Annotated in this window: 14 protein-coding genes and 1 other annotated feature; all 14 genes read right to left on the bottom strand. The window is 44.5% G+C overall.

The window, feature by feature from the left end:
- Positions 1-22 precede the first annotated feature (22 nt).
- Positions 23-1,327 carry a uracil permease PyrP gene (gene pyrP / locus AC07VD_RS08925; RefSeq protein ID WP_494721700.1) on the bottom strand — a complete coding sequence of 435 codons (1,305 nt, stop codon included), beginning with the start codon at positions 1,325-1,327 and terminating at the stop codon, positions 23-25.
- A 173-nt stretch (positions 1,328-1,500) separates the two neighbouring features.
- Positions 1,501-2,046, bottom strand: a complete 546-nt coding sequence (gene pyrR / locus AC07VD_RS08920; protein WP_003232127.1) for a bifunctional pyrimidine operon transcriptional regulator/uracil phosphoribosyltransferase — start codon at positions 2,044-2,046, stop codon at positions 1,501-1,503.
- A 182-nt stretch (positions 2,047-2,228) separates the two neighbouring features.
- Positions 2,229-3,140 carry an RluA family pseudouridine synthase gene (locus tag AC07VD_RS08915; RefSeq protein WP_494721699.1) on the bottom strand — a complete coding sequence of 304 codons (912 nt, stop codon included), beginning with the start codon at positions 3,138-3,140 and terminating at the stop codon, positions 2,229-2,231.
- Position 3,141: 1 nt separating this feature from the next.
- Positions 3,142-3,606: a signal peptidase II gene (gene lspA / locus AC07VD_RS08910; RefSeq protein WP_003245047.1), complete on the bottom strand. Its 465-nt coding sequence runs from the start codon at positions 3,604-3,606 to the stop codon at positions 3,142-3,144.
- A 102-nt stretch (positions 3,607-3,708) separates the two neighbouring features.
- Positions 3,709-4,083, bottom strand: coding sequence for a sporulation-related RNA polymerase-binding protein YlyA (gene ylyA / locus AC07VD_RS08905; protein WP_003245479.1), 375 nt, complete (start codon positions 4,081-4,083; stop codon positions 3,709-3,711).
- 144 nt (positions 4,084-4,227) lie between these two features.
- Entirely contained in the window at positions 4,228-6,993 is a 2,766-nt protein-coding gene (gene ileS / locus AC07VD_RS08900) for an isoleucine--tRNA ligase (protein WP_029946171.1), read from the bottom strand.
- 52 nt (positions 6,994-7,045) lie between these two features.
- Positions 7,046-7,272 (bottom strand) — a binding site (T-box leader).
- A 62-nt stretch (positions 7,273-7,334) separates the two neighbouring features.
- Entirely contained in the window at positions 7,335-7,829 is a 495-nt protein-coding gene (gene divIVA, locus AC07VD_RS08895; RefSeq protein WP_003221468.1) for a septum site-determining protein DivIVA, read from the bottom strand.
- A 93-nt stretch (positions 7,830-7,922) separates the two neighbouring features.
- Positions 7,923-8,696 carry a YlmH family RNA-binding protein gene (locus AC07VD_RS08890; RefSeq protein WP_015383612.1) on the bottom strand — a complete coding sequence of 258 codons (774 nt, stop codon included), beginning with the start codon at positions 8,694-8,696 and terminating at the stop codon, positions 7,923-7,925.
- Between the two features lie 60 nt (positions 8,697-8,756).
- Positions 8,757-9,029, bottom strand: a complete 273-nt coding sequence (locus AC07VD_RS08885) for a YggT family protein (RefSeq protein WP_010334177.1) — start codon at positions 9,027-9,029, stop codon at positions 8,757-8,759.
- A 6-nt stretch (positions 9,030-9,035) separates the two neighbouring features.
- Positions 9,036-9,491, bottom strand: a complete 456-nt coding sequence (gene sepF / locus AC07VD_RS08880) for a cell division protein SepF (protein ID WP_014476753.1) — start codon at positions 9,489-9,491, stop codon at positions 9,036-9,038.
- Positions 9,488-10,180 (bottom strand): YggS family pyridoxal phosphate-dependent enzyme, encoded by a 693-nt coding sequence (locus AC07VD_RS08875; RefSeq protein ID WP_014479734.1) that lies wholly within the window; start codon positions 10,178-10,180, stop codon positions 9,488-9,490. Before AC07VD_RS08875 ends, sepF begins: the two co-directional genes overlap by 4 nt.
- 6 nt (positions 10,181-10,186) lie before the next feature.
- Positions 10,187-11,023: a peptidoglycan editing factor PgeF gene (gene pgeF / locus AC07VD_RS08870; protein ID WP_327826693.1), complete on the bottom strand. Its 837-nt coding sequence runs from the start codon at positions 11,021-11,023 to the stop codon at positions 10,187-10,189.
- A 162-nt stretch (positions 11,024-11,185) separates the two neighbouring features.
- On the bottom strand, positions 11,186-11,431 hold the full coding sequence (locus AC07VD_RS08865) for a YlmC/YmxH family sporulation protein (RefSeq protein ID WP_003232153.1): 246 nt from the start codon (positions 11,429-11,431) through the stop codon (positions 11,186-11,188).
- A gap of 82 nt (positions 11,432-11,513) precedes the next feature.
- Positions 11,514-12,794 carry an N-formyl-4-amino-5-aminomethyl-2-methylpyrimidine deformylase gene (ylmB, locus tag AC07VD_RS08860; RefSeq protein WP_100506610.1) on the bottom strand — a complete coding sequence of 427 codons (1,281 nt, stop codon included), beginning with the start codon at positions 12,792-12,794 and terminating at the stop codon, positions 11,514-11,516.
- Positions 12,795-12,833 lie beyond the last annotated feature (39 nt).

The raw sequence follows: 12,833 nt of genomic DNA, 5'->3' as shown, positions 1-12,833 counted from the left end.
TCTGGACTTTCATTAAAAGGTTTTAGATATGATGTTCAGATGTGTCTGTCTGTTCTTCCTTCGCCTGCGGAAGAATCAGGTTTAAGATGACACCGACAATTGCGGCAAGCGCCATTCCTGACACTTGGAATCCGCCTTGAGACACTTGGATAAAAGCTCCTCCTACACCGATGACAAGGATAACTGATGTAATAATGAGGTTTCTGTTGTTTTCATAATCAATTTTGTTGTCAATCAGCATTCTCAGGCCGCTTGAAGCAATGATTCCGAACAGCAGGAAGGAGACGCCTCCCATGACCGCTGACGGCACTGAACTGATCAGCGCTGAAATTTTGCCGATAAAGCCGAAGCAACAAGCAATCACTGCCGCTCCTCCGATGACAAAGACGCTGAATACTCTTGTGATGGCCAGCACGCCAATGTTTTCTCCGTAAGTCGTTGTCGGCGGACCGCCGATCAGGGAAGCGAGGATTGTCGCCACACTGTCACCCATAATAGAGCGATGAAGACCTGGCTTTTTAATGAAATCTTGTCCGACAACCTTGCTCAGCACCATTTGGTGGCCGATATGCTCTGACATGGTGACAAATGCGACAGGAACCATTGCGGCTGCGATGCCGAGTGTAACTGACGGTGAATAATCTTTGAACGGAATGATAAATTCAGGCACTGCAAACCATTTCGCGTCAAGCACCGGCTGGAAGTTGACAATCCCTTGAGTAAGGGCGAACAAGTATCCGCCGATGATTCCGATCAGAACCGGAATCAGGCTTAAAAATCCTCGTAAGAAAATCGCACAAATAATCGTAATTGCCAGCGTAACTCCTGCGACACCAAAGTGCTTTAAGCTGTAGACCAACTCACTCGCGTTTGGATCAGCATACATCGCCATGTTTACCGCAGTGCTTGCCAGTCCCAGCCCGATGACGATAATAACAGGCCCTACGACTACAGGCGGGAGAATCTTCATCAGCCATCCTGTTCCAAGCTGCCTGATCAATAAGGCAATCAGCCCGTACACCAGCCCTGCAAGAAACGCTCCAACCATTGCCGCTCCTGGCCCGCCGGTCGCTTTTACCAGAATGATCGGAGAAATAAAGGCGAAGGACGAACCGAGATACGCCGGAATTTGCCCTTTCGTAATAAGAAGGTACGCCAGTGTTCCGATGCCGCTTGTCACCAACGCCACAGCAGGACTCATTCCGACGAGCTTCGGAACCAAAATGGTTGAGCCAAACATGGCAAACAAATGCTGAAGGCTGAATGAAACCCAAGAGAAAGGTGTCGGGACATCCCTGACCCCTAAATTTACTTTTTTCTTACTCATGATGATTTCCCCCTGATTGTTGACTTTCATTTTAGGATGACTCAATGACTGTATAAAAAAACCTCTTTGCTTTTTTACGCAAAGAGGCATACAAAGACCTGCCGAATACTTTTTGGGCCTTTGTTGTGCACCTCTTTGCAACCTCTCTGGATTGCCCTTAAAAAGGTGATCTATTATTCGTTTTCATAAATGGCGACGAGATCGTTTTGGTCTACCTCATCAAGCTGAACCATAACCTTTTCAGACTTTGATGTCGGGATGTTTTTCCCGATATAATCCGCTCGGATCGGCAGCTCCCGGTGTCCTCTGTCCACAAGCACTGCAAGCTGAATAGAGGAAGGTCTGCCTACATCAACAAGCGCATCCATTCCTGCTCTGACTGTTCTTCCGGTATACAGAACATCATCAACGAGAATGACTTTTTGATCTGTAATATCTACCGGAATATCTGCACCTTTTACAAGCGGTTCATCGTTGCTTGTTTTTTTAGAAAGATCATCTCTGTAAAGAGTAATATCAATTTCACCGACTGTAACAGGATTTCCCTCAATCTGTTCAATGCGTTCCGCAAGGCGTTTTGCCAGGTAAATCCCTCTTGTCTTAATGCCGACAAGAATGCAGTTATTCATTCCTTTATTGCGTTCGATCATTTCGTGAGCAATCCTGGTCAGCGCCCGTCTGATTGCCTGTTCGTCGAGAATGACAGCTTTTTGATTCAATGTGTGACACCTCACAGTTCATATAGAAGAAAAAACCCCTCCTGCCAGAGCATAGAGGGGTTTTAGGACAAGGTGCGCGCCTATACACGCATCCCGTCTATCCGTTATCCTTCTCAGCCTCTCTGGACTGTTTTAAAGAATCTATTCAGCTTCGTTTATTATTTCAGAAAAGAAACCCTCTGTCAACCGTTTTTTCTGAGGTTTTCGATTAATTCTGCCATATCCTCGGGAAGCGGCGCTTCAAATTCGACATATTCTCCTGTTCGTGGATGGTCAAAACCTAAAACTCCCGCGTGAAGCGCTTGGCCATTAAAGTCGATTGTTTTTCTTGGGCCGTATTTCGGATCGCCTGCTAATGGGAATCCGATATATTTCATATGAACACGAATTTGATGGGTTCTCCCTGTTTCAAGCTGGCATTCCACTAACGTAAAATTCTGAAAACGCTCTAGTACATGAAAATGAGTGACAGCGTTTTTGCCATCACGTGTCACAGTCATGCTTTGACGGTCTTTCTTATCTCGTCCGATCGGCGCGTCAATTGTGCCATCATCGTGAGAAATAAGCCCGTGGACAACTGCCGTATATTTCCGCGTGACCGTTTTGTTGACCAATTGGTTTACGAGTGACTCGTGCGCCATATCATTTTTCGCCACCATTAATAAACCGGACGTGTCCTTATCGATTCTGTGAACAATACCCGGACGCATCACGCCATTTATACCGGAAAGGTCTGTGCAATGAGCCATAAGGCCGTTTACAAGTGTGCCCGTAAGATGCCCGGGTGCTGGGTGAACAACCATTCCGCGAGGTTTGTTGACGACCAGCACATCCTGGTCCTCATAATAAATATCCAGATCCATAGGCTCTGCTAGGACGTCGAGCGCTTCCGGTTCGGGTACAGTGACGGTCACCTGATCACCCGGCTGAATTTTATAATTCGCTTTCACCGCGCTTCCATTCACGACAACCTGTCCGTCTTTTACCCATTGCTGAACCTGGGTTCTTGACCAATCATTCTCAGTCGATGCCAAAAATTTATCAATCCGCTCACTTTTTTGTTCTTCTGAAGCGGTTATATCAATTTGATTCATGCTATTGCTCCTTTTTCTTTTTCCCGCTGTCCAACAGCATTTGTATAAATAAAAGCATTACGCCGACACATAGTGAAGAGTCCGCGATGTTAAATATCGGGTAATTGTAATTGACAATAATAACATGGATAAAATCCACAACTTCCTGTCTGACAGCCCGATCGATAAAGTTGCCGATGGCACCGCCAAGCATAAGTCCGAGGGCAACGCCAAGAAGCCTTTGTCCTTTTGTATAACGCTGTATGTAATAAACAATACCAATAATAACAGCGGTTGTTATGAGGTAGAAAAACCACATCTGACCCGCTAATATCCCCCATGCAGCACCCGTATTGCGATGGGAGGTGATATAGAATACCTGATCAATGATCGGAATGCTTTGGCCAAGTTCCATGTTCTTAACAACTAGCCATTTTGTCAATTGATCGGCTGCAATAATAAGTAGTGCAATCATATAATACAGCACAAACGTTCCTCCAGTTTACGGTTACTTTAATCCATTATGCATTTTATCAATAAAAAGCACTGGAGTAAAGAAATATCAGGCATATTAACCGGCCAGACACTGTTATTCATACAGTGCCTGACCATATTCGATATCCGTTGATTTCCATATCGGAAGCGTTTTTTTCTCAAATTGGACAGAATAAAGAAAATCGTTTGCTGTTCGGGCCGTCGGCAGCACTGCCAGCTTTGCAAGAGGAATGGGAGCCCCGGTTTCTTCACAGTATCCGAATGTGCCGTTTTCGATTTTGGACAATGCAAGGAGAACGTCTTGAAGTTCTTCTTTAATATGATAGATCAGAGTTGCTTTTTGTTTTTGATTGATTGCTGCTTGCGGGCTTGTAGAAACCTGAAAGCAAGAATACTCAAATAATCTGGACTGTAATTCTTCTTTCATCAGAAGAAGTTCCGTATAAATTGCGGTCAGTTGATCATTCATTCTTCACAACTCCTGCTCTTAACGTAGTATCTTTATTGTTGCCTGTGAATGATGATCTAAAGCCCATAAGATTTTTCCTGTCGTTCTAAAGGATGTCACTCTTGGCACAAAAAAAGCCCGGCTTTTAAGCCGGGCTCTTTTGCATTATTTTTGATAGTATTTTTCAACGATTTCAGCGTTGCGTAATGAAAGTGTAGGATATTTCGGATTTGCCCCTACATCTTTTGAAATCACACGAGATCTCTCACACATTTCGCCTTCAGCTTTCTCGACAGCGATTTTACCTGTCGCAAAGCTTTGCGCATCGTTCGGCGCTTCATTTTCTTCGCTGATTGTCAGTTCAGACACAATAAACAGCTGAGAAAGGTTTTCTTTTATGGAAGCCAAGAGCTCCTTGTTTTCTTTGTTTGGATACAATTTCAGGTTTGCTTCCAAAGATTTACCGATAATTTTTTCATTTCGCGCAGTTTCTAATGCTTTTAACACGTCATCACGAAGAGCCATAAAGCGGTCAAATTTTTCTTCAGTCGCTTCACTGTTTGGAACCGCGATTGTTTCCGGCATATCGGTCAGCTGAACGCTCTGCTCTTCAACAAATGTTAAATGAGACCACAATTCGTCTGCCGTATGTGGAAGGATAGGCGCTGAAAGCTTCACTAATGCAAGAAGCGTTTCGTAGAATACTGTCTGCATGCTGCGTCTATCCGGATGATCCGCATGCTCGATGTAGACAATATCTTTTGCAAAATCAAGGTAGAATGAGCTCAATTCGATTGTGCAGAAATTATGAATGCTGTGATACACAACCGCAAATTCGTACTCATCATACGCTTTTTTCACTTTATCAATCAGCTTGTTCAGCTTAATCAGCATATACTGATCCACTTCGCGAAGATCTTCGACAGCCACCGCATTTGTTTTTGGATCAAAATCGAAAAGGTTGCCGTGAAGGAAACGGAACGTGTTGCGGATTTTACGATATACTTCCGCAACCTGCTTCAGAATGGCGTCAGACACGCGAACGTCCGCCTGATAATCCACTGAAGATACCCATAATCTTAAGATGTCGGCACCAAGCTGTTTCATGACTTTAGCCGGAACAACAACGTTACCGATTGATTTACTCATCTTGCGTCCTTCTCCATCCAGTGCGAACCCATGGCTGAGCACACCTTTATACGGCGCTTTCCCTGTTACGGCTACTGCTGTAGAAAGAGAAGAGTTAAACCAGCCGCGATATTGGTCAGATCCCTCTAGGTATAAATCAGCCGGGCGAACGAGGTCATCACGTTCTTCAAGCACTGCTTGATGTGAAGAGCCTGAATCAAACCAAACATCCATGATATCCTGTTCTTTTGTAAATGTGCCGTTCGGGCTGCCAGGATGCGTAAAGCCTTCCGGAAGAAGATCCTTTGCTTCTTTTTCAAACCAAATGTTTGATCCGTGCTGTCTGAACAATTCAGAAACATGTTCAATGGTTTCATCTGTAATAATCGGTTCTCCGTTTTCAGCATAAAATACCGGAATCGGCACACCCCACGCACGCTGTCTGGAAATACACCAGTCTCCGCGGTCCCGAACCATGTTGTGCAAACGCTGCTCGCCCCATTCAGGAACCCATTTGGTTTCTTTAATGGCATCCAGCAGGTCTGATCTGAAATCTTTAATAGACGCAAACCATTGCGCTGTCGCTCTGAAAATGGTTGGTTTTTTTGTTCTCCAATCATGCGGATAAGAGTGAGTAATGAATTCAAGCTTCACAAGTGCGCCTTTTTCATCAAGCTGCTGTGTGATCGCTTTGTTTGCATCATCATAGAACATGCCTTCAAAGCCAGGGGCTTCGCTTGTCATTACACCTTTTTCATCGACCGGGCAAAGCACATCTAAACCGTATTTTTGGCCGATGATAAAGTCATCTTCCCCATGTCCTGGCGCTGTATGAACACAGCCTGTTCCGGCATCAGTTGTTACGTGTTCACCAAGCATAACGAGAGAGTCTCTGCCATATAGCGGGTGTTCAGCGATAATGTTCTCAAGGTCTTTCCCTTTGACCGTTCTTGTCACTTCATACTGATCAAATCCGCATGCCGATGCAACATTTTCGACTAAGGCACTTGCTACGACAAAGCGGTCTTCACCTACTGCAATCACGCTGTACTCAAGATCAGGGTGCACTGAAATTCCGAGGTTCGCCGGAATTGTCCAAGGCGTTGTTGTCCAAATAATGATGCGCTCGCCGTTTTCAAGAACGCCTTTTCCGTCTTTTACACCAAAAGCGACGTAAATAGATGCTGAACGTTTGTCTTGATATTCGATCTCGGCTTCAGCCAGAGCAGACTCACTTGAAGGTGACCAGTTAACCGGTTTAAGGCCTTTGTAAATGTAGCCTCGTTTTGCCATTTCACCAAATACGCGGATTTGCTGCGCTTCGTATTCCGGTTTTAATGTCACGTATGGGTTTTCCCAGTCACCGCGGACACCAAGACGTTTGAATTGCTCACGCTGTCCCTCGATTTGCTTCCAAGCGTACTCTTCGCATAGTTTGCGGAATTCCGCTACTGACATTTCTTTACGGTTGACCTTTTTGTTTTTTGTCAGAGCTGTTTCAATTGGCAATCCGTGTGTATCCCAGCCCGGCACATACGGTGCGTTGTAGCCGCTCATTGATTTATAGCGGACAATGAAGTCTTTCAAAATCTTGTTAAGTGCATGGCCCATATGGATGTCGCCGTTTGCATACGGAGGTCCGTCATGTAAAACAAATTTTGGGCGGTCTTTCGTCCGTTCCTGAACAAGACGGTAGATATCTTCTTCCTCCCATTTTTTTTGAATGTCAGGCTCACGGTTTGGCAAATTTCCACGCATCGGGAAATCTGTTTTCGGCATTAAGAGCGTGTCTTTAAAATCCATTTTCATTCCTCCACTGCATTTTTTCAGAAAATAAAAAAAGCCCTCTCATCCCATAAGGGACGAGAAAGCTTATCTCGCGGTACCACCCTTTTAGAAAAAGCAAGCATACACTTTTTCCTCTTGAGCATCGTAACGTGATGAACGTCCTAACCTACTGTGAGTTCAGCAAGGAAACTAAAGGGCTGATCTACATGATTCCGGCCATCCCGGACTCTCACCATCTCCGGGTCGCTATGAAGGCCTGAAGGAAACATGACTGTCCCTTTCAACCGTTTTTTCATCTGAATTTATGAACGTATTATATTCGACAAGCTAAGAAAATGTCAAGATAATCAGAGAATTTATTCCTTTTCCTCAAATACAGCGTCGACTTCATACTCAAGGAGATGATCCCAATCGTCATTTTTCAGAAGATCAAGCTGAGCTTCAATCAGCATTTGGAAACGTGTTCTGAACACTTTAGACTGTTTTTTCAGCTCTTCAATTTCCATTGCAATTTTTCTTGATTTTGATAACGATTCGTTGATAATGCGATCAGCGTTTTTCTCCGCTTCCCGAACGATCAGCTTTGCCTCTTTTTGAGAATTGCGTTTTACGTCTTCAGCCGCTTCTTGAGCAACTAAAATTGATTTATTCAATGTTTCCTCAATATTGGCAAAGTGTCCGATTCTTTCATCAAGCTCATTGACTTTCGCTTCAAGCTCAGTTTTCTTGCGGAGAACAATTTCGTAATCTTTTCTGACTTGGGCTAGGAATTCATTTACTTCATCTTCATCATATCCGCGAAAACTTTTTGTAAACGTCTTGTTGTGAATATCATTTGGCGTTAATGGCATGATGCCACCTCCATTTTTACATTTCAGTACGGTTATCTAGTTCACATTATAAAACAAATTTCGCACAGATGGAGAAAAAAACTGAAAAACCGACTATTTTTGTCGTTCAAACGTAACTCTCCATTTGTCTTTTTTGGTTTTTCCTTCGATTTTTGTTAAGCTGCACCGGCCAAAACCTCTGATTGACAGCATGTCCCCTTCCGCGACTATGTATGAAGGATCTTCAACCACCTTCCAGTTCACTTTCACAAGGCCGTTTTTCACAAGCGTCTGTGATTTCTGGCGGGATTGCCTGCTCATAGAGGCGCAGACGGCGTCAAGCCTTAAAGAAGAAACCGTGTCATCTCTTATTTCGACATCAACTGCTGGAATGTTAAGGTCTGACAAGTCAATTTTCTCTAGGCTGACCGCCGCTTTGCCTGCTTGGGTCAGCTGTGCAGCCACAAAATCAGCGGTATCGGCTGAGACAATCAATTGCACTGCTGTCTCAGAAAACACGATGTCACCGAATTTTTGCCGCTTTAATCCTATGCCCATTAATGCACCAAGCAGAGAACGATGATCTACTGAGACAAACTTGTCAGCATAACGGACGTTAAACGCCTGCAATTCAAAATCCGATTCTTCCGGAGTAATGTACTCTGGATACAGAATCGCCCGTTTTCGCTCCGCTCTGTCATAGCCGCCGGAAAAAGCAAGCCCGACGTCAGCCTGTCCCGTAACAGCAGAGAGGATGACCTGCTCTCGGGGATCTAAAAAGTCGGTCAGCTTCATCCGGTACTGCTCCTGGACAATTCTTTTCCATTCGAGCGCCTGATCAATAAAGGCCCGCTCGTCTTTTCTGAAGTGCTGATATATATCGCTCATCGTCTTTCCCTTCTATGTAAAGAGGCTTGGCTGCTGCCAAGCCCCTATCAAACTGTCACATTAAAACGCAATCATGCGATAAAGTCCCCACAAGCCGGTTGTCGCAAACCGAAGCACAAGTATTGCTACGATTGGTGAAATATCCAGCATTGCAATCGGAGGGATGATTTTTCTGAATGGTTCGAGATATGGTTCACAAATCGAAGCCAAAAACCGCCCGACTCCTGTTTCCCTCGTACTCGGCACCCATGACATAAAAATATATATGATCAGGGCAAATGAGTATATTGTGATTAATAAGCTTAAAACCGAAAAAACTTGATAAAGGATCATCTCGCTTTACCACCTCTGATGTTCGTCTTCAGATATGAGCTCAGAAATTGTGCCTGATACATCTACGTTGTCAGGCGTGCAGAGGAAAATATCTGAGCCGATTCTTTGAATATCGCCGCCGATGGCATAAACGGTTCCGCTTAAAAAGTCAACAATCCGCTTCGCCTGGTCATGCTGTATCCGCTGAAGATTGACGACAACTGCCCGCCGGTTCTTCAAATGGTCGGCTATTTCCTGCGCCTCCGCATAAACGCGCGGCTCACTCAACACCACTTTAGAGGATTTCTGAACACTTTGCAAGCTCACTACATTCTGTTTGCCTGCAGGTTTATTCCCCGTATAAGCCGGCTTTTCTTTTTGCTCATGCTCCTCATGAGATTCCCGCTCTGTCTCAATATATTCATATTCGTATTCTTCATCTTCCATTGAGAAAAAGTTTTTCAGTTTATTTTTCATACTCATTGCTGTACACCCCCTGTTTCATTTCCGACTAACGATGAGCCGATTCTAATATAAGTAGCTCCTTCTTCAATTGCAATTTCAAAATCATTTGACATGCCCATCGACAGTTCAGTACACGGAGCGTTCGGCTGGTTCAGTTTCTGAACCTGGTCACGGAGTTCTCTCAGCGACCTGAAACAGCTTCTGATCTGATCTTGATCATCAGTCAGCGGAGCCATTGTCATCAGCCCGGCAACAAGGATATGTTCGAAACCGGAAAGCTCCTGTATGAATGGAATGACTTCTTCTTTTTTCATGCCGTGTTTAGAAGGCTCAAGAGAGGTATTGACCTGCACAAAGCATCGTACAGTACCTTCAGCCCGTTTTTCAATTTCTTTCGCTAATGAGAGCCGGTCTAGGGAATGGATATAGGAAACCGCATTGACGACAGATTTTGCTTTTCTTGATTGCAAACTGCCGATAAAATGCCATTCCGGATTACCTTTCATCAATTCCTGTTTGCGGAGCAGTTCCGCATCCCGATTCTCTCCGAGGCAGGTGATGCCAGCATCTACTGCCTCCTGTGCTCTTTCAGGTGATACATATTTTGTGACTGCAATAACCGTAACTTCATCGGAGCTGCGGCCCGATCTGTTACATGCTTCGTTTATTCGTTCGTTTATATGTCGTAAATTATCAACAACACGCAAGATCTTTTATGCCTCCTTCATTCCGATAAAGGACATCATCCGTCCAGTTTTCCCCTGATCGCGGCGATGAGAATAGAAAAGAGACGGCTCGCTTTCCGTGCATAAACCGCTGACAGAAATTTGTTCACTTGCCAAACCGCTGTCCATCAGTATAAGACGGTTCAGCTCTTTCAGATCAAGCTGATATTGTGCCTTTGCCGTCTGATTGGCGGCAAGGTCTGCTGAAACCGGCAATGCACGAACAGCATCCATGACGCGGTCGTCTACCGTATAGCATGCTCCGCTGATAGACGGGCCAATAACAGCGTAAATATCTGAGGGATTTGAACCTTCCTTCTCAGTCCATTGCTTCACCATTTCTCTGCCAATCTGTTTGACGGTGCCTTTCCACCCGGCATGGGCGACTCCGACAAGCGACTTAACCGGATCATAAAGGAAAAGAGGCACACAATCAGCAAAGCATAATGCTAAAAATACATTTTTTTCATTTGTATAGAGCCCGTCCGTTGCTTTTAGAGCCGTGTGATACTCACGGGCGCCTTTTCCCCTATCCCTCTGCGTCACTTTCTGAACGCGATTATCATGTGTCTGATCAGCGAATACCCAAGACTGCAAATCAGTATTAAACATATCGGCAATATATTCACGATTTTTAACTACATCTGCATCTTTGTCATGAACGTGCAATCCTGTATTTAACGATTCAAAAGGCTTTTGGCTGACACCGCCGTTTTTTGTCGTAAATCCGGCAATGACCTCTTTGTTGTTTTGATTCGTTTGAGCCCAGTCTTGTATCATGAGTGTCGAGGGTGTGGTAAGACTGAATGGGTGATATGTATTCATGATGATCCAACCTTTCGACAAACATTTAAAAAAGCGGAATTTCCCACTTATTTTACCACATCTTACTGCATTCGTTGAGCGCCGATTTGCATATTTCTAAATGAAATGTGCCGGAAGAATCGAGACTTCCGGCATTTGCCAATCTGCGGCAGACAAGCAGGTTTATGCATGTGGTTCACTTAATCGGACTAAGATTACATCTTCCCCGATTTTTACTATATTTCGCCATGGAATGACCAATTCCTCTTCTTTTCCAAAAAATCCGAGAACTTTCCCATTTCCTCCGAGTATGATCGCCTGAATTTTTCCAGTGGTCACATTGATATCAATATCACCAATACTCCCCAGCTTTTTTCCGTTTGAGACATTGACGACATCCTTTACCTGAAATTCTGAAATGCTGATCATTCCATCACGTCCTTTTTCCGTCCTTTTGTTCAAGTATATGAATGGGCAGGCTGAACCTTGTCAGCAAGAAGAAATTTTCATGTCATTGTTCTTTTTTCCGGCTGCACCAGCTGATGATAAAATCGAGTATAATTTTTGTATACTCTACTAGCTGCTCAATCGATACCTTCTCGTTCACAGAGTGTGCATTGTGCAGATCTCCAGGACCGTATATTACGCATGGAATACCGGCATCATACAGCCATCCGCCATCTGTAACTGATTGAGAAACGTCAATAATTGGACACTCCCGTTTCACTTTCTCATGAGAGGCAGTTAGCGCTAAGACGCCTGGGTGGCCAGGGTCAACTTCCAATGCCGGAAAAATTTCTCCTCTGTCTTCTATCATAGATGAGCCTCCCCACTTGAATACAGGGCGGTTTTCCCTAAGCCAAATATCACTGTCACTCAGCCGATTGACGTAATCTTCTATTTCCTCTGCCACTTGGTCATGGGTTTCATTCGGATAAAAATGGACTGTGATCCACAGCCGGCATTCGTCCGCTATAAAAGCCGCATGTCTGCCGCCTTCTATAACTGCCGGGTTAATCGTATTTGTGCCGGGTTTAAAACCGGGATAACTTTTCATAATAGACCAGTGGCGCTCAAGTTCACCGAGCCCCGCAATGATTTTTGCCATTTTTTCAATTGCGCTTGCTCCGAATGTTCCTCCGCCTGCATGAATCATATTCCGTCTCGTTCCATCATGAAATGTTTGACTGCTTTTGATTTCGATCCAGCCTGTAATGACACCGCCTTGGCCTTGAATATGCATATCGCTCGTATCCGCGACAATTGCAAAATCAGCGTGGTAGCCCCTCTTGCAGCATTCAAGTGTGCCGGCCTCTCCAACTTCCTCCCCAATAACCGATTGCAGAATCAGATCACCTGGAAGCTCAATGCCGGCTTCACGAATTAATTTGACAGCAAACAGCACACAAGCCATTCCGCCCTTCATATCGGAAGCGCCTCGCCCGATTAAGAGACCGTTTTTTTCAATGGGATGAAACGGATCGTGCTTCCATTCTTCATCCTCTTTTACCTCTGCCACATCTACATGACCATTGATAATCAGGCTATAATAATCTGCTGAATCTGTTCCCTTTAGCTTGCCGACAACATTGGGATCTCCAGGGTACACATCCCATTTGTCGATCGAGAATCCCAATTCATTTAAAAATCCCGCAATCCATGACTGAATGCCCTCTGTATTTCTTGCAGGCGGAGCGGGTGTTTGATAAGAAATCAGTGTTTTAGCAAGCTGAATAAGCTCCTCCTTTTGTTCTTCCACTTTTTTTTGCAAAGAGTCTATTTGTTGATCCAATGTAAATCCGCTCCTATTCTTTAAAATCAAAAAAGCCGT

It is taken from the genome of Bacillus sp. GW821-FHT01G09, assembly GCF_059422205.1.
Note: the sequence above shows the minus strand (reverse complement) of the source record. Positions and strands in the feature narration are given on the sequence as shown.